The organism is Pseudacidovorax sp. 1753 (assembly GCF_040544975.1).
Taxonomy (GTDB): domain Bacteria; phylum Pseudomonadota; class Gammaproteobacteria; order Burkholderiales; family Burkholderiaceae_C; genus Xenophilus.
Window position 1 is genome coordinate 222,021 of record NZ_JBEPKY010000010.1, and the last position, 17,559, is coordinate 239,579.

15 protein-coding genes are annotated in these 17,559 nt (G+C 68.7%); 6 read left to right on the forward strand and 9 right to left on the reverse strand.

Annotation, left to right across the window (positions count from 1 at the left end; all coding sequences use genetic code 11):
- Positions 1-18: 18 nt before the first annotated feature.
- The 5 genes from ABIC63_RS14820 to ABIC63_RS14840 all read left to right on the forward strand — a co-directional run bounded on the left by ABIC63_RS14820 (position 19) and on the right by ABIC63_RS14840 (position 4,920).
- Positions 19-1,155 carry an acyl-CoA dehydrogenase family protein gene (locus ABIC63_RS14820; protein ID WP_354320323.1) on the forward strand — a complete coding sequence of 379 codons (1,137 nt, stop codon included), beginning with the start codon at positions 19-21 and terminating at the stop codon, positions 1,153-1,155.
- 10 nt (positions 1,156-1,165) lie between these two features.
- A complete protein-coding gene (locus ABIC63_RS14825) occupies positions 1,166-2,365 on the forward strand; it encodes an acyl-CoA dehydrogenase family protein (RefSeq protein WP_354320324.1) in 1,200 nt (399 codons plus the stop codon).
- A 197-nt stretch (positions 2,366-2,562) separates the two neighbouring features.
- The gene (locus tag ABIC63_RS14830) at positions 2,563-4,173 is read left to right on the forward strand and encodes an AMP-binding protein (RefSeq protein WP_354320325.1); all 1,611 of its coding nucleotides are present in this window, start codon (positions 2,563-2,565) and stop codon (positions 4,171-4,173) included.
- A gap of 142 nt (positions 4,174-4,315) precedes the next feature.
- Entirely contained in the window at positions 4,316-4,606 is a 291-nt protein-coding gene (locus ABIC63_RS14835) for a YlcI/YnfO family protein (protein WP_017760970.1), read from the forward strand.
- Positions 4,603-4,920: a type II toxin-antitoxin system RelE/ParE family toxin gene (locus ABIC63_RS14840; protein WP_354320326.1), complete on the forward strand. Its 318-nt coding sequence runs from the start codon at positions 4,603-4,605 to the stop codon at positions 4,918-4,920. The genes ABIC63_RS14835 and ABIC63_RS14840 overlap by 4 nt, the downstream gene beginning before the upstream one ends.
- Before the next feature lie 34 nt (positions 4,921-4,954).
- Here the strand turns inward: ABIC63_RS14840 and ABIC63_RS14845 are convergent, their stop codons facing one another.
- The 9 genes from ABIC63_RS14845 to ABIC63_RS14885 form a co-directional block, all read right to left on the reverse strand.
- Positions 4,955-5,881, reverse strand: coding sequence for a dihydrodipicolinate synthase family protein (locus ABIC63_RS14845; protein ID WP_294371218.1), 927 nt, complete (start codon positions 5,879-5,881; stop codon positions 4,955-4,957).
- Between the two features lie 46 nt (positions 5,882-5,927).
- Positions 5,928-7,667, reverse strand: coding sequence for an IlvD/Edd family dehydratase (locus ABIC63_RS14850; protein ID WP_354320327.1), 1,740 nt, complete (start codon positions 7,665-7,667; stop codon positions 5,928-5,930).
- Between the two features lie 45 nt (positions 7,668-7,712).
- The gene (gene yjfF / locus ABIC63_RS14855) at positions 7,713-8,744 is read right to left on the reverse strand and encodes a galactofuranose ABC transporter, permease protein YjfF (RefSeq protein WP_354320328.1); all 1,032 of its coding nucleotides are present in this window, start codon (positions 8,742-8,744) and stop codon (positions 7,713-7,715) included.
- A complete protein-coding gene (locus ABIC63_RS14860; RefSeq protein WP_354320329.1) occupies positions 8,741-9,781 on the reverse strand; it encodes an ABC transporter permease in 1,041 nt (346 codons plus the stop codon). Before ABIC63_RS14860 ends, yjfF begins: the two co-directional genes overlap by 4 nt.
- Before the next feature lies 1 nt (position 9,782).
- Positions 9,783-11,321 carry a sugar ABC transporter ATP-binding protein gene (locus ABIC63_RS14865; RefSeq protein ID WP_354320330.1) on the reverse strand — a complete coding sequence of 513 codons (1,539 nt, stop codon included), beginning with the start codon at positions 11,319-11,321 and terminating at the stop codon, positions 9,783-9,785.
- Positions 11,322-11,325: 4 nt separating this feature from the next.
- On the reverse strand, positions 11,326-12,537 hold the full coding sequence (mmsB, locus tag ABIC63_RS14870) for a multiple monosaccharide ABC transporter permease (RefSeq protein ID WP_354320331.1): 1,212 nt from the start codon (positions 12,535-12,537) through the stop codon (positions 11,326-11,328).
- The gene (gene mmsA, locus ABIC63_RS14875; RefSeq protein ID WP_354320332.1) at positions 12,534-14,099 is read right to left on the reverse strand and encodes a multiple monosaccharide ABC transporter ATP-binding protein; all 1,566 of its coding nucleotides are present in this window, start codon (positions 14,097-14,099) and stop codon (positions 12,534-12,536) included. Before mmsA ends, mmsB begins: the two co-directional genes overlap by 4 nt.
- A gap of 84 nt (positions 14,100-14,183) precedes the next feature.
- Complete coding sequence (gene chvE, locus ABIC63_RS14880; protein ID WP_354320333.1) at positions 14,184-15,254, reverse strand: multiple monosaccharide ABC transporter substrate-binding protein; 1,071 nt, start codon at positions 15,252-15,254, stop codon at positions 14,184-14,186.
- A gap of 165 nt (positions 15,255-15,419) precedes the next feature.
- A complete protein-coding gene (locus ABIC63_RS14885; RefSeq protein ID WP_354320334.1) occupies positions 15,420-16,388 on the reverse strand; it encodes an ABC transporter substrate-binding protein in 969 nt (322 codons plus the stop codon).
- A gap of 191 nt (positions 16,389-16,579) precedes the next feature.
- Between ABIC63_RS14885 and ABIC63_RS14890 the strand changes: the two genes are divergently transcribed.
- Positions 16,580-17,542, forward strand: coding sequence for a LysR family transcriptional regulator (locus tag ABIC63_RS14890; protein ID WP_114803636.1), 963 nt, complete (start codon positions 16,580-16,582; stop codon positions 17,540-17,542).
- Positions 17,543-17,559 lie beyond the last annotated feature (17 nt).

A 17,559-nucleotide genomic window follows, 5' to 3' on the forward strand; every position in this document is an offset into this window, starting at 1 on the left:
TGCCGAGCGATACCGACCATGGACCTGCAATACACCCCCGAACAACAACAGCTGCGCGAGAGCGTGGAGCGCTTCGTGCGCGAGGCCTACGACTTCAGCCACCGACGGCGCGTGGCCGCCAGCGAACTGGGCCATGACGCCGACTGCTGGCGCCGCTATGCCGACTTTGGCTGGCTCGCCATTCCCTTCTCCGAGGACGACGGCGGCATCGGCGGCGACGCGGTGGACACCGGCATCGTCATGGAAGGCGTGGGCCGCGGCCTGCTGCTGGAGCCCTACCTGGCCAGCGTGGTGCTGGGCGGCGGCCTGCTCAGCCTGATCGGCAGCGAGGCGCAGAAGGCGGAGTGGCTGCAGCCCATGATGGCGGGCGAGCTACGCCTGGCCCTGGCCTATGCCGAGCCGGCCTCGCGCTACGACCCTTTCCACATCGCCGCGACGGCACGCCAGGAAGGCGGCGTCTGGCGCCTGGATGGCACCAAGACCCTGGTCTACGGCGGCGACTGCGCCGAGGCCCTGGTGGTGATCGCCCGCAGTGCCGGCGCGCCCGGGGAGCGTGCCGGGCTGCAGGCCTTCGTGGTGGATGCGGATGCGCCGGGCCTGTCGCGCATGGCCTATGCCATGCACGACGGCCAGCGCGCGGCCGACCTGCGCCTGGACGGCGTGACGGTGGACGCATCGCGCCGGCTGGTGCCGGCCGAGGGCACGGAGGTGGGCGATGCGCTGGAGCGGGTGGTCGACCACGGCATCGCGGCGCTCGCCGCCGAAGCGGTCGGTGCCATGGCGGTGCTGGTGGACACCACGCTCGACTACCTCAAGACCCGGCAGCAGTTCGGCCGGCCCATCGGAACCAACCAGGCGCTGCAGCACCGCATGGTCGACATGACCATCGCGCTGGACGAGGCCCGCTCCATGGCGCTGTATGCCGCGCTGATGCTGCGCGAGGCCGACGCCCCGGCGCGCCGCCGCGCGCTGTCGGCCGCCAAGATGGAGATCGACCGCACGGCCCGGCTGGTCGGGCAGGAGGCGGTGCAGATGCACGGGGCGATGGGGGTGACCGAGGAACTGGCCGTGGGCCACTACTTCAAGCGCCTGTCGATGATCCGCCTCGGCTTTGGCGATGCCGACTGGCATGCCGAGCGCTACATGGCGCAGTGAGGCGCGCACGATGGACCTCAGCCTGAGCGACCAGAACCGCGCCTTCGAAGCCGAGGTGCGCGCCTTCATCGCCGCCGAACTGCCGCCGGACATCCGAGAGAAGGTGCGGCTGGACCGCACCCTCGCACGCGACGACTTCATGCGCTGGCAGCAGATCCTGGCCCGGCGGGGCTGGTTTACCGGGGCGTGGCCGGGGGCCCAGGGCGGCCTGGACTGGACGGCCCTGCACACGCTGATCTTCAACCGCGTGGCCGGCGAGATGCATTGCCCCGAGCTGCAGGTCTTCGGCCCGGCGATGGTCGGGCCGGTGATCTATACCTTCGGCACTGAGGCGCAGAAGGCGAAGCACCTGCCTGCCATCCGCGACTCGTCGGTGTGGTGGTGCCAGGGTTATTCGGAGCCGGGTGCCGGCTCGGACCTGGCCGCCCTCAAGACGCAGGCGGTCGACCGGGGCGACCACTTTCTCGTGAACGGCCAGAAGATCTGGACCTCGTACGCGCACTTCGCCGACTGGATGTTCTGCCTGGTGCGCACCAGCACCGAAGGGCCGAAGCAGGCGGGCATTTCCTTCCTGCTGATCGACATGAAGACGCCGGGCGTGCAGGTGCAGCCGATCCGCATGATGGACGGCCGGCACTACCTCAACGCGGTCTTCTTCGACGATGTGCGCGTGCCGCGCGAGAACCTCATCGGCGAGGTCGACCGCGGGTGGACCTACGCCAAGTTCCTGCTCGCCCACGAGCGGGTGGAGAACGCGAACCTGCGTTTCATCACCCAGGAGCTGGCGCGCCTGCGCGAGGTGGCCGCCGAGGTGGGCTGCGGCGGCCGGCGACTGATCGACGAGCCCGCCTTCGCGCGTGAGCTTGCGCAGGTGGAGGCCCAGTTCAAGGCGCTGGAGATCGGGCTGCTGCGCCTGCTCTCCGATGCCCAGGCCGGTCAGGCGGCGGCGCCGGGCACCTCGTCCTTCATCAAGATCCGCGGCACCGAGATCGCGCAACGCATCACCGAGTTGCGGGTGATGGCCAGCGGGCCCGACGCGCAGCGCTTCCAGCCCGACTGGCTGTTCGGCGATGGCGACACGCCGCTGCTGGGGCCCGAGCATGCGCTGGGCCCGGTGGCGAGCTACCAGTTCTGCCGGGCCATGACCATCTACGGCGGCAGCACCGAAGTGCAGAAGAACATCATGGCCAAGCATGTGCTCGGCCTCTGAGATGAAACCACCCCGTTTGGACTTCCTCACTGCGTGTGGAAGTCCAATCCCCCTCCAGGGGCGCACCCGGCGGCCGGGCCAAGCCCGTTCCGCGGGTTCACTGGCATGGCCTGCTCCGCGGCCCTTCGATCAGAAAAACGGCGCCGGCTTCATGCCTCGCGTGTGGCGCGACATCGCTATGGAAAGCTGACACCCTCATGAGCCCAACCCCCATCGACTATCCGCTCGGCGAGCAGCCGCTGCATGAATACCTGCGTGCCCACGCGCGCCACCAGCCCGACAAGGCGGCCATCGTCTGGTACGGGCGGGCGTTGAGCTATGCCGAGCTCGACCGCATGAGTGATGCCTTCGCGCAGACGCTGCACGACGTGGGCGTCGGGCCGGGCGACCGGGTGGCGCTCTTCCTGCAGAACTGCCCGCAGTACCTGGTGGCCCATTTCGGCATCCAGAAGCTGGGCGCCATCGTCAGCCCCTGCAGCCCGATGTTCAAGGCGCATGAGTTCGCCTACCAGGTCGGCGACCTGGGCGCCAAGGCCATCGTGGCGGCCGACCATCTGCTGCCCATCGTGATGTCGGTGCGCGACCGGGTGGCGGTGCCGCATGTGTATGCAGTGCGCTATGCGGACCTGTTGCCGCCGGATCCGCCGGTGCAGGTGCCGCCAGAGCTGCTCGCCCGCCTGCCGCTGCCCGACGGCGTGGTCGACTTCGGCGAGGCCGTGGCCGACGCCCATCCACAGCCGCCGCGGCCCGTGCTCTCGATGGACGACGTGGCATTGATGACCTACACGTCGGGCACCACCGGCATGCCCAAGGGCGCGATGCTGAGCTACCGCAACGCGCTCTACAAGACGGCCGTGGGCGCGCAGATGTTCGGCATCCGCGCCGAGGACACGATGCTGGCGGTCGCGCCGGTCTATCACATCGCCGGCATGATCTGCGGCGTCACACTGCTGGCCTACACCGGCGCCACCATCGTGCTGCTCAACCGTATGGATCCGGTTGCGGTGCTGCAGAGCATCCAGCGCTTCCGCGTCACTTGGTGGTACGCCATGGCACCCATGCTCGAGGCCACGATGAAGGCGCCCGGCGCGGCCGAGTTCGACCTGTCGAGCCTGAAGACCACCATGGCCACCAGCTTCGGCATCAAGCTGACCCAGGAGCTGGCCGAACGCTGGAGCGCCTTCGCCAACGACTGCCTGGTGTACGAGGCGGGCTATGGCCTGTCGGAGACCCACACCAACGACGTGCTGATGCCCCGCGATGCGGTGCGCTGGGGCACCAACGGCGTGCCGGGCCCGGGCGTGGAGCTGCGCATCCTGGACGAGGCGGGCCAGCCGGTGCCGGTGGGCGAGAGCGGGCAGATCGTGGTGCGCAGCCAGGGCGTGTTCCATGGCTACTGGAACCGGCCCGAAGCCACGGCCGAGGTGCTCCAGGACGGCTGGGTGCACACCGGCGACATCGGCAGGCTGGACGCGCAGGGTTATCTCAGCTTCATCGGCCGTGTCAAGGAGATGATCAAGGTGTCGGGCTACAGCGTCTTCCCGGAAGAGGTGGAGTCGATCCTGATCCTGCATCCCCAGGTCGCGCAGGTGGCTGTCATCGGCGTGCCCGACGCCGACAAGGGCGAGGTGGTGAAGGCCTTCGTGGTGCCGTCGGCTGCTGCCGGCGACCCCTTCGACCGGGACGCGCTGCTGGCCTGGGCGCGCGAGAACATGTCCCACTACAAGGTGCCGCGCCAGCTGGAGCTGCTGGACGCGCTGCCCGCCACGGGCACCGGCAAGCTGCTGCGGCGCCTGCTGCGCGGCTGAGGCTGCCGGATGGGGCGCGGCTCAGCGCCCCCAAGCGATGCACCAGCGGATGCCTGTCGCTACGCCGGTCTGCCGAAGTCTGCTGCCATCGAATGGGCCGCGCGGACTTGCCGCTGCAACGCATTTGCAGCACAATTTTCGGATGAAGTCAGCCATCCTTCCGCAGGTGCGCGTCGATCCCGAACTTCGCGCCGACCTGGAATCCATGCTTCGCGAGGGCGAGTCCCTGTCCGGCTTCATCGAAGACAGCGTCCGCAGTGCCGTGGCATACCGGCGCGCCCAGGCGGAGTTCTACGCGCGGGGGGAGGCAGCCTGGCAGGCGTATTCGCGCACGGGTGTGGCGCATCCTGCCGATGAGGTCATCGGCGAGATGCGTCAGCGTCTGGAAAGCAAGCGCAAGGAGTTGGGGGCTGGCCGAGCCAAAGCGCGATGACCTTTGCCGTGGTGTTTGCGCCGCAGGCCCGCGCGGACTTGCTGAGACTCTTCGAATACCTGATCGATCGGGCTGAGACGGCGGCGGACCTCGATCTGGCAGAGCGCGCCATCGCGGCGGTCGAAGCGGCTGCGCAACTGCACCTGTCCCGGACGCCTTTCATCTACCGCAAGGCGGCCCAAGGCGGGGGGCTGCGTCGCGAGCTGATCGTTCCCTTTGGGGCCAGTGGCTATGTGCTTCTCTACGAAATCGCTGATGCCACCACGGTCGTGATCCTGGCCGTGCGGCATCAGCTGGAGCAGGACTACCACTAGCCTCGGTGGTCCGGCGCCTTTCACGCCCGAACCCTCACCGCCCCCAGCGCAGCACCAGCGGATCGAGCCGTCGCGCGATGTCGATCAGCTCGCGGCGCGTGGCCGGGTGCATGGGCGGCAGGGGGTGCCGGGGCGCCTCGCAGGTGATCACGCCGCCTTCCTTCATCAGTGCCTTGGCGGCCAGCATGCCGGCCTGGCGGTTCTCGTGGTTGATCAGGGGCAGCCAGCGCTGATAGAGCGCGAAGGCGCCGTCCATGTCCCCGCGGCGATGCGCCTCCAGGATGGGGCGGATGCCGTCAGGGAAGCCGCCACCGGTCATGGCGCCGGTGGCGCCGGCATGCAGGTCGGCCAGCAGCGTGATGGCCTCCTCGCCGTCCCACGGGCCTTCGATGGCGTCGCCGCCGAGCTGGATCAGCTCGCGCAGCTTGTTGGCGGCGCCGGCGGTCTCCATCTTGAAGTACGACACATGGTCGATCTCGCGCGCCATGCGGGCCAGGAAGGTCGGGCTCAGCACCGTGCCGCTGGCCGGCGCGTCCTGGACCATGATGGGGATGTCGATGGCGTCCGACACCTGCTGGTAGAAGGCCTGGATCTGCGCCTCGGGCACGCGGAAGGTGGCGCCGTGGTAGGGCGGCATCACCATCACCATGGCGGCGCCCATGTCCTGCGCGCGACGGCTGCGCTCGGCGCAGATGCGCGTGGCGTAGTGCGAGGTGGTGACGATCACCGGCACGCGGCCGGCCACATGCTCCAGGGCCGTGCGGGTGAGCACCTCGCGCTCCTGGTCCGACAGCGAGAACTGCTCCGAGAAGTTGGCGAGGATGGCCAGACCATCCACACCGGCGTCGATCATGAAGTCGAGCGCGCGCTTCTGGCTGGGCAGGTCGAGCTCGCCGCTCTCGGTGAAGGTGGTGGGCACCACCGGGAAGATGCCGCGGTACGGGGTGGCGGGATGGGCCATGGGGCGGTCTGTGCGTCTTGGCGTGTGGAAAAAGGGCAGGGCGGGCTCAGTGCGAATGGCGCGGCACGGCCGCACCGCGGCAGCCCACCAGGAAGTCCAGATCGCAGCCCTCGTCGGCCTGCAGCACATGCTCCACATAGAGCTTGCGGTAGCCGCCGCCGGGGGGCGTCAGGCTTTTCTGCACGTCGGCCATGCGGCTCGCGTATTCCTCGTCGGAGATGTCCAGGTGCAGCCGGCCGGCGTCGCTGTCCAGCTCGATCCAGTCGCCATCGCGCACCATGGCCAGGGGCCCACCGGCCGCGGCCTCGGGGGCCACGTGCAGCACCACGGTGCCGTAGGCAGTGCCGCTCATGCGGGCGTCCGAGATGCGCACCATGTCCTTGATGCCCTGGCGCAGCAGCTTCGGGGGCAGGCCCATGTTGCCCACCTCGGCCATGCCGGGATAGCCGCGCGGGCCGCAGTTCTTGAGCACCAGCACGGAGTCGGCGTCGACGTCCAGGTCTTCGTCGACGATGCGCTCCTTGTAATGCTCGAGGTTCTCGAACACCACGGCGCGGCCACGGTGCTTGAGCAGGGCCGGCGTGGCGGCCGAGGGCTTGAGCACCGCGCCGCGGGGTGACAGGTTGCCGCGCAGGATGCGGATGCTGCCGTCGCTGATGAGCGGCTTGTCCAGCGGGCGGATGACTTCGGGGTCGTGGATGGCCGCCTCGCGCACGTTGTCCCACAGGCTGTGGCCGTTCACGGTCAGGGCCTCGGGATGCGGCAGCAGCCCCGCCTCGCCCATGCGGCGCAGTACGCCGGGCAGGCCGCCGGCGTAGTAGAACTCCTCCATCAGAAAGCGGCCCGAAGGCATCAGGTCCACCAGCGTGGGCATGCCCTGGCCGACCCGCGTCCAGTCCTCCAGCTCCAGGTCCACGCCGATGCGCCCGGCGATGGCCTTGAGGTGGATCACCGCGTTGGTCGAGCCGCCGATGGCCGCGTTGGTGCGGATGGCGTTCTCGAAGGCCTGGCGGGTGAGGATCTGGGAGAGCTTGAGGTCGTCCCTGGCCATCTGCACGATGCGCTGGCCGGACAGGTGCGCCAGCACGTAGCGCCGTGCGTCCACCGCCGGAATGGCCGCGTTGTGCGGCAGCGTGACGCCCAGCGACTCGGCCATGCAGGCCATGGTCGAGGCGGTGCCCATGGTGTTGCAAGTGCCCGCCGAGCGCGACATGCCGGCTTCGGCCGAGAGGAACTTGTGCAGGTCGATCTCGCCCGCCTTGAGCGATTCGTGCAACTGCCACACCGAGGTGCCCGAGCCGATGTTCTTGCCGTCGAGCTTGCCGTTGAGCATGGGCCCGCCCGAGACCACGATGGCCGGCACGTCGCAGCTGGCCGCGCCCATCAGCAGCGCGGGCGTGGTCTTGTCGCAGCCGGCCAGCAGCACCACGGCGTCGATGGGGTTGCCGCGGATGGCCTCTTCCACGTCCATGGCCGCCAGGTTGCGGGTGAGCATGGCGGTGGGTCGCAGGTTGGACTCGCCGTTGGAGAACACCGGGAACTCCACCGGAAAGCCGCCCGCCTCGTACACGCCGCGCCGCACATGCTCGGCGATCTTGCGGAAGTGCGCGTTGCAGGGCGTCAGCTCCGACCAGGTGTTGCAGATGCCGATCACGGGGCGGCCGTCGAATTCGTGGTCGGGGAAGCCCTGGTTCTTCATCCAGCTGCGGTACATGAAGCCGTTCTTGTCGTTGTGGCCGAACCACTCGGTGGAGCGCAGCTTCTTCTTGGGGGTTGAGTCGGACATGGTGGCTTTCAGAAGGACGGAGGCGACGTTCGAAGAGGAGGGGATTCAGCGGCGGCCGGCACGCAGCGACACCACGCGCTGCAGCAGGCAGAAGGCAAAGAGCAGCAGGCCGACGACGATGCGCGTCCACCATGAACTCAGGGTGCCGTCGAAGGCGATGAGGGTCTGGATCACGCCCAGCATCAGCACGCCGAACAGCGTGCCGGCCACGTAGCCCACGCCGCCGCTGAGCAGCGTGCCGCCGATCACCACAGCGGCGATGGCGTCCAGCTCCAGTCCCACGGCATGCAGGCCGTAGCCCGAGAGCATGTAGAAGGTGAAGAGCACGCCGGCCAGCGCCGAGCACAGGCCCGACAGGGCATACACGCCCACCAGCGTTCGGCGCACCGGCAGCCCCATGAGGTGGGCCGAATGCTCGTTGCCGCCGATGGCGTACACCGTGCGGCCGAAGGGCGTGCAGTGGGCCACGTACATCGCCACCAGCAGAACGACCACACCGATCACGGCGCCCAGCGACAGCGAGGTCTCCGCTAAGAAAGGCACCCGCAACTGCGCAAGCTCGGTGTAGGCCTCGCTCGTGATGCTGATCGAGTCGATGCTGATCAGGTAGCACAGCCCGCGCGCCAGGAACATGCCGGCCAGCGTGACGATGAAGGGCTGCAGCCGGAATCGCTCGATCAAGAGGCCCATGAAGCTGCCGAAGGCGGTGCCCATCACCAGCACCACGGCGATGGCGGGCGCGGGGCTCCAGCCGTGCCGCTCCACCAGCGTGGCCAGCACCATGGTCGAGAAGGCGATCACGGAGCCCACCGACAGGTCGATGCCGCCGGTGAGGATGACGAAGGTCATGCCCACCGCCACCACCAGCAGGAAGCTGTTGTCGATCAGCAGGTTCAAAAAGACCTGCAGCGAGAAGAAGCCGTCGTAGCGCAGCGAGCCGGCCAGCACCACGGCCGCGAAGAGCGAGATGGTGGCGGTCAGGGGCAGGTACTTGGGGTCCAGCCGGCGGCGCGGGCGTGCCGGCGCCGTGGGGCTCGTCTTGTCGGCGACGCGGGCAGTGGGCAACACGGCGCTCATCGCAGTTGCTCCCGCGGCGCGGGCCGCACGGCCAGGGTGCGCAGCATGGCGCGGAACTCGGCGGACTGCAGAAGCATCACGACGAACACCACGGCCGCCTTGACCACCAGGTTGATCTCGGGCGGCACGCCCAGCGAGTAGATGGCATAGGTCAGCGTCTGGATGATGAGCGCGCCGATGGCGCTGCCCACCAGGCTGAAGCGCCCGCCGGTGAGCAGCGTGCCGCCCAGCGTCACGGCCAGGATGGCGTCCAGCTCCATCAGCTGGCCAGCGTTGTTGCCGTCCGCGCTCTTGACGTTGGAGCTGATCAGCAGCCCCGCGATGCCGGCGCACAGCCCGCACACCGCATAGCAGCCGATGATCAGCCGGCGTGCCTTCACGCCCGCCACCCGCGCCGCCGTCGGGTTGATGCCCACGGCCTGTATGAACAGGCCCAGGGCCGTGCGGGTGCAGGCCAGGCCCAGCAGCGCCAGCACCGCCGCCGCCACGTAGACAGAGAAGGGCAGGCCGAAGAGGTAGCCGCCGCCGATGAAGAAGAAGGGCTTGTAGTAGATGGTCAGGATCTGCCCGTCGGTGATGAGCTGCGCCAGGCCGCGGCCGGCCACCATCAGGATCAGCGTCGCGATGATGGGCTGCATGCCGATGGCGCCCACCAGCAGGCCGTTCCACAGCCCACAGAGCAAGGCGACGCCCAGGGCGCCGGCCACGGCGAGCGTCAGGCCGAAGCGCGCGCTCTGGCCGTCGACCGCGCCGCCGATCAGCCAGGCAGCCACGGCCGCGCAGATGGCCACCACCGCGCCCACCGAGATGTCGATGCCGCGCGTGGCGATCACCAGCGTCATGCCCAGCGACACCACCACCAGCGGCGCCGCGCGGTTGAGGATGTCGACCAGGCTGCCGTAGAGGTGGCCGTCGCGCCATTCCAGGTGCAGGAAGCCCGGGTTGAAGCCGGCGTTGACGGCCAGCAGCAGTGCCAGCGTGAGCAGCGGCCAGGCAAGGCGGTGCTGCATCAGTCGTGAGAGGAGGGAAGGAGGCATGTCAGTGCGCCGGCTCCGCGGCGATGAGTTCGTACACGTCGTCCTCGCTGCTGCCGGCGGGCAGCTCGCCCACCTTCGTGCGGTCGCGCAGCACGACGATGCGGTGGGCCACGCGCACCACCTCGCTGATCTCGGAAGAGATGAACAGCACCGCCATGCCCGCCTTCGCGAGCTGGAGGATCTGCTCCATGATTTCCTGCTTGGCCGCCACGTCGATTCCGCGCGTGGGCTCGTCGAGGATCAAGAGGCGCGGCGCGGTGGCCAGCCAGCGGGCGATGACCGCCTTCTGCTGGTTGCCGCCCGAGAGCAGGCCGATGGGTGTGTCGATGCTGGCCGTCTTGATGCCCAGCGCCGCGACGTAATGCTCGGCCATGCGCACCTGCTCGGCATGGGGAATGAAATGCAGCGCGCCGCGCCGGGCCTGCAGGGCCAGGGCAATGTTCTCGCGCACCGACAGCTCGGCGACGATGCCGTCGGTCTTGCGCTCCTCGGGGCACAGCGCCAGGCCGGCGGCGATGGCTTGGGTCGGGCTGCCAAAGCGCTGCGCCTGGCCGTCGATCCACAGCGTGCCGCTGTCCGCCGGCTCCAGGCCGAAGAGCAGGCGGGCCAGCTCGGTGCGGCCCGCGCCCAGAAGGCCGGCCAGGCCCACCACCTCGCCCGCGCGCACCTGCAGGTCGATGGGATGCAGCTGGGTCTTCTGGCCCAGGCCCTCGGCCTTGAGCAGCGGCGTCTCGCCCACGGCGGCCGGCGGCAGGGCGGCAGACTGGCCCTGCGCGGCGGCCAGCTCGCGGCCCACCATGGCCGAGATCAGCGCCGGCGCCGGCAGTTCGGCCGTCGGCCATTCGCCCACGAAGCGGCCGTTGCGCAGCACGGTGATGCGGTCCGACACGGCATACACCTGGTTCATGAAGTGGGTGACGAAGACGATGGCCAGGCCTTCGTCCCTCAGCCGGCGCATCACCTCGAAGAGCTTGCGCACCTCGTCGTCGTCCAGGCTGGAGGTGGGCTCGTCCAGGATCAGCACCCGCGCATCCACGCCCAGCGCGCGGGCGATGGAGACCAGCTGCTGCACCGCCACCGGATAGCTGGCCAGCAGCCGGGTCACGTCGATGTCCAAGCCCACGCGCGCCAGCAGCGTGCGCGCGCCCTCGTTGACCGCGGCCCAGTCGATGCGCCGGCCCTGCAGCAGGCCGCGGCGCGGATAGCGGCCGGCGAACACGTTCTCGGCCACGGAGAGGTTCGGGCAGAGGTTCACTTCCTGGTAGACGGTGCTGATGCCCAGTGCCTGCGCCTGCGCGGGCGAGGTCGGCACGATGGGCGCGCCTGCCAGCACCATGCGCCCTTCGTTGGCCGGAAACACGCCCGTGAGCACCTTGATCAGCGTGGACTTGCCCGCGCCGTTCTGGCCCATCAGCGCGTGGATCTCGCCGGGGTACAGGCGCAGCTGCACGTCCTGCAGCACCGGCACGTTGCCGAAGCGCTTGCCGATGCCGGTGAGTTCGAGCACCGGTGCGGTGGAGGAAGGAGTGACAGCAGCCATGGCTTCAGCGGTTCTTGTGCCAGACGTCGATGAACACGGCGGCCAGCAGCACCAGCCCCTTGATCACCTGCTGGTAGTCGATGCCGATGCCCATGATCGACATGCCGTTGTTCATCACGCCCATGACGAAGGCACCGATCACCGCGCCCGTGACCTTGCCCACGCCCCCCGACGCCGAGGCGCCGCCGATGAAGCAGGCCGCGATCACGTCAAGCTCGAAGCCCAGGCCCGCCTTGGGCGTGGCCGTGTTGAGCCGCGCCGCGAACACCAGCCCGGCCAGCGCCGCCAGCACGCCCATGTTGACGAAGGCATAGAAGCTCAGGCGCCGGGTGTCGATGCCGGACAGCCGCGCCGCCTTCTCGTTGCCGCCGAGCGCATACACGCGTCGGCCCAGCACCGTGCGGCGGGTGACGAAGTCGAACAGCACGATCAGCACCGCCATCACCACCAGCACATTGGGCAGACCGCGGTACGAGGCCATCATCCAGGCGAAGCCGATCAGCAGGCCCGCGAAGATCAGCGTCTTGGCGGCGAAGAAGCCGGCCGGCTCGCCGCCGATGCCGTGCGCCTGCTGGCGCTGCCGGGCGCGCCAGCCCGCAATGGCGAAGGCCGCCGCCATGGCCACGCCCAGCAGCAGCGAGGTCAGCCGCAGCCCCTGGTTGCCGAAGGCTTCGGGGATGAAGCCCGAGCTCAGCCGCTGGAAGCTGTCGGGAAAGGGCCCGACCGACTGGCCCTGCAGCAGCGCCAGCGCCAGGCCCTTGAACACCAGCATACCGGCCAGCGTGACGATGAAGGAGGGGATGCGCGCATAGGCCACGAACCAGCCCTGCGCGGCCCCGATCAGCGCGCCGCCCACCAGGCAGGCCAGCGCGGCCGGGATCACCGGCCAGTCGTGGTTGACCATCAGCACCGCGGCCAGCGCGCCGATGAAGCCGCTGACCGAGCCCACCGACAGGTCGATGTGGCCCGCCACGATCACCAGCAGCATGCCCAGCGCCATGATGACGATGTAGCTGTTCTGCAGCACCAGGTTGGTGAGGTTGAGCGGCTGCATCAGCGTGCCGTCGGTCAGCACCTGGAACAGCACCATGATCGCGACCAGGCACACCAGCATGCCGTACTCGCGGAAGTTGTGGCGCAGGAAGGCGGCGGTGGAAGGTGCCGGCGCGGCCGCGGATGCGGTGGCGCGGGGCAGGGATGCGGCGTTGTCGGTCATGCAAGGGCTTCCGTCTTGGCCGCGGGCGCGCGTGCGGCGGCATGGCCGCGCACGATGGCGCCCATGATCCGCTCCTGCGTGGCCTCGGCCGTGGGCATCTCGGCGACGAAGCGGCCTTCGTTCATCACGTAGATGCGGTCGGTGATGCCCAGCAGCTCGGGCATCTCGGAGGAAATGACGATCACGCAGCGGCCCTGGGCCGCCAGCTCGGCGATGAGCGCGTAGATCTCGTACTTGGCGCCGACGTCGATGCCGCGCGTGGGCTCGTCGAGGATCAGCACCCTGGGCTCGGTGAACAGCCACTTGCCCAGCACCACCTTCTGCTGGTTGCCGCCCGAGAGGTTGAGCGTCTTCTGCAGCACGTCGGGCGTGCGGATGCGCAGGGCGCGGCGAAAGCGCTCGGCCACGGCCGTGTCCTGCTGCGGGTCGATCACGCCGGCGCGGGACACGCCCTTCAGGTGGGCGAGCGAGGTGTTGAAGCGGATGCTCTCGTCCAGCACCAGGCCGGCACCCTTGCGGTCCTCGGTCACATAGGCCAGGCCCTGGGCGATGGCCTTGCCCACCGTGCTGACGTCCACCTCGCGGCCATCGATGCGCGCCGTGCCGGCGACGCGCTGGCCCCAGCTGCGGCCGAACACGCTCATGGCGAACTCGGTGCGGCCGGCGCCCATCAGGCCGGCGATGCCCACCACCTCGCCGTGGCGTACATGCAGATTCAGGTCCTGCAGGAAGGGCCGCTCGGGCCGCTGCGGATGGTGCGCCTGCCAGCCGCTCACCTCGAAGCCGACGGCGCCGATCGTCGGCGTGCGCGGCGGGTAGCGATCGGCCATGGCGCGGCCGACCATGGCGCGGATGACCTCGTTCTCGTCCGCCGGGCCGGCGCTGCAGTCGAGGGTCTGCACGCTGCTGCCGTCGCGCAGCACGGTCACCGCGTCGGCCACGCGGGCGATCTCGTTGAGCTTGTGCGAGATCAGGATGCAGGTGATGCCCTGCGCGCGCAGCTCCATCAGCAGGTCCAGCAGGGCCTGGCTGTCGTTCTCGTTGAGGCTGGCGGTGGGCTCGTCCAGGATCAGCAGGCGCACCTGCTTGGCCAACGCCTTGGCGATCTCCACCAGCTGCTGCTGGCCGATGCCGAGGTCGCCTACCGGCGTCTCGGGCGACATCCGCAGGCCCACCTTGGCCAGCAGTGCACGGGTACGGCGGTGCGCCTCGGTCCAGTCGATGACGCCGCCGCGCGCCACCTCGTTGCCCAGGAACAGGTTCTCGGCAATGGAGAGCATGGGCACCAGCGCCAGCTCCTGGTGGATGATGATGATGCCGGCGCGCTCGCTGTCGTGGATGCCGCCGAAGCGCTGCACCTGGCCGTCGTAGACGATGTCGCCCTCGTACTCGCCGTGCGGGTAGACGCCGCTGAGTACCTTCATCAGCGTCGACTTGCCGGCGCCGTTCTCCCCCACCAGGGCATGGATCTGCCCGGCCTGCACACCCAGCTCCACCCGGTCCAGGGCCACGACCCCGGGAAAGGTCTTGCGGATGTGGCGCATCTCCAGAAGAAGACTCATGCCAGTTGGGCTCCCTCTCCCACAAGGGGAGAAGGGCTTCGGCGGGCGCTTGCGGTGACGCGGTTCATGAGCGCCGGCTGAGCCTTACTTGAACTGCGCGGCCTTGTAGTAGCCGCTGTCCACGAGCACCTGTTCCCAGTTGCTCTTGTCCACGCTCACGGGCTTGAGCAGGTACGACGGCACCACCTTGACGCCGTTGTTGTAGGTCTTGGTGTCGTTGACCTGGGGCTGCTTGCCCGAGACCACGGCGTCGACCATGTCGGCCGTGACCTTGGCCAGCTCGCGCGTGTCCTTGAACACGGTAGAGGACTGCTCGCCGCGCAGGATCGACTTGACCGAGGGCACCTCCGCGTCCTGCCCGCTCACCACGGGGCAGGGCTGCTGCGCGGTGCAGTAGCCCACGCCCTTGAGCGAGGAGAGGATGCCGATGGACAGCCCGTCGTACGGCGAGAGCACCGCATCGACGCGCGCATTGCCGTAGAAGGCCGACAGCAGGTTGTCCATGCGGGCCTGCGCCACCGCGCCGTCCCAGCGCAGCGTGCCCACCTTGTCCATGCCCATCTGCTTGCTGCGCACCACCAGCTTGCCACTGTCGATGTAGGGCTTGAGCACGCTCAACGCCCCGTCGTAGAAGAAGAAGGCGTTGTTGTCGTCGGGCGAGCCGCCGAACAGCTCGATGTTGAAGGGGCCCTTGCCCTGCTTGAGGCCGAGCTTGTCGACGATGGAATTGGCCTGCAGCACGCCGACCTGGAAGTTGTCGAAGGTGGCGTAGTAGTCGACGTTCTTGCTGTTGCGGATCAACCGGTCGTAGGCGATGACCTTGATGCCCCGGTCGGCCGCGTTCTGCAGCGCCTTGCCGAGCGTGGTGCCGTCGATGGAGGCGATCACCAGCACCTTGGCGCCGCGGGTGATCATGTTCTCGATCTGCGCCAGCTGGTTGGGGATGTCGTCCTCGGCGTACTGCAGGTCGGTCTTGTAGCCCCGGTCCTTCAGCACCTTGACCATGTTGTCGCCATCGGCGATCCATCGTGCCGAGGACTTGGTGGGCATGGCGATGCCGACCAGGCCCTTGTCCTGGGCGTGCGCGGCCAGCGGGCCGAAGGCCGTCAGCGCAGCCGCTGCGGCAAGAAGGTGACGGATGAAGACGCGGCGCATGGGTTGTCTCTCTGAGTGGTGTTGTTCGAACTGGACAGCGTGAGGGGCCGGGGCGCTCGCAGCGCCTGCCAGGGCACCCGCGGATCTGGCTCCGCCAGGCCGCTGGGTGCGCCCCCTTCCCGCGAAGCGAGAGAAGGGGGAGCCGCGAAGCGGCATGGGGGTTGTTCAGTACTTCCGCTTTGGAAACTCGGCAGCGGCGGTTTCCATCGGGAAGATGCCTTCCTCCGTCACGATGCGCTTGGCCACCGGCTTGCCGGCCACGATGTCGTTCACCGCCGTCATCAGCTGCGGCCCCAGCAGCGGTGAGCATTCGACGGACACGTTGAGCTTGCCGGCCATCATGGCCTCGAAGGCGCCCTTGACGGCGTCGATGGAGATGATGGTGATGTCCTTGGCCGGCTTCAGGCCCGCTTCCTCGATGGCCTGGATGGCGCCGATGGCCATGTCGTCGTTGTGCGCGTAGAGCACGTTGATGCCGTTCTTGCCCTCGGCCTTCAGGAAGGCTTCCATCACCTCCTTGCCCTTGGCGCGGGTGAAGTCGCCGGTCTGCGAGCGCACGATCTTGAACTTGGGATCGGCCTTGATGATTTCCTCGAAGCCCTTCTTGCGGTCGATGGCCGGTGCCGAGCCCACGGTGCCCTGCAGCTCAACGATGCGCACCTCGCCCTTCTGGTCCTTCATCTTGTCCACCAGCCAGCGGCCGGCCTTGCGGCCTTCCTCGACGAAGTCGGAGCCCATGAAGGTGACGTAGAGCGAGGTGTCCTTGGTGTTGACGGCGCGGTCCGTCAGCACCACCGGGATCTTGGCGGCCTTGGCCTCGCGCAGCACGTTGTCCCAGCCGGTCTCGACCACCGGCGAGAAGGCGATCACGTCCACCTTCTGCGCGATGAAGGCGCGGATGGCCTTGATCTGGTTTTCCTGCTTCTGCTGCGCGTCGGAGAACTTGAGCTCGATGCCTGCGTCCTTGGCGGCCGACTTGATCGATTCCGTATTGGCGGTGCGCCATTCGCTTTCGGCGCCCACCTGGCTGAAGCCGAGCACGATCTTCTTCTGCGCCCAGGCGGCACTGGGCAGCGCCATGGCGAGGGGCAGGCCGGCGGCCAGGGCGACGAGCTGACGACGGGAGGGGCGCATGGGTTGTCTCCTGATGAAGGAATCGATGGTGTTGTGGGCGCCGTGCGGCGCACCCGCACCGCATCGAACGTGAGGGCAGTGTATGAAGCAAAAAAATATCCATCCAATGGTTTTTTGAAGAGAATGGATATCAATAGGAGCATTCGCACAAACCCTCGCCGCCCGTCGGCGACACCGCCATTCCTTCCTCGATGACCAGCCCCTCGACGTCCAACCCGCACTGGTTCCTGCGCGCCCGCCTCAAGACGCGGCAGTTGCTGCTGCTCACGGCCCTGGCCGACGAGGGCAACATCCACGCCGCCGCCCGCGCGCTCAACATCACGCAGCCCGCGGCCAGCAAGTTGCTCAAGGACCTGGAGGACGTGCTGGAGGTGCCGTTGTTCGAGCGCCTGCCGCGAGGCATGCGGCCCACCTGGTACGGCGAGACCATGATCCGCCATGCCCGCCAGGCGCTGGCGAGCCTCAACCAGGCGCACGAGGAGCTGATGTCGCTCAAGGCCGGCCGCTACGGCCAGGTGGGCGTGGGCGCGATCACCTCACCCGGTCTCGCGCTGCTGCCGCAGGCGGTGGCGGCCGTGAAGCGCGAGCAGCCCAGCCTGCGCGTGGTGCTGGAGATCGAGACCAGCCCGGTGCTGGTCGACTACCTGCGCCAGGGCCGGCTGGACATCCTGGTGGCGCGCATCTTTGCCGACGACGACAAGTCGAACCTGCGCTACGAACCGCTGACGGGCGAGCCCGTGTGCGCGGTGGCGCGGCCCGGGCATCCGCTGTCGAGCGCAGCCGGGCTGACGCTGGGCGACGTGGCCACGCGGCCCTGGATCGTGCCGCCCGCAGGCAGCGTGCTGCGGCACCGTTTCGACCTGATGTTCCAGGAGGCCGGCCTGGCGCCGCCCTTCGACGTGGTGGAGACGGCGGCGCTGCTCTTCATCACCCGCATGCTGCAGCAGAGCGACATGCTGTGCGTCATGGCCACCGAGGTGGCGCGCTACTACGCGGGGCACGGCATCCTGAGCATCCTGCCGCTGGACATGCCCTGCCACATGGACGACTTCGGCCTCATCACCCGCACCGACCGGCAGCTATCGCCCGGCGCCACGCTGCTGATGCAGGCGCTGCGCACCGCCTGCAGGCCCGTCTACGGCCTCAGTCCCTGACCCCGCCTTGCTCCTCT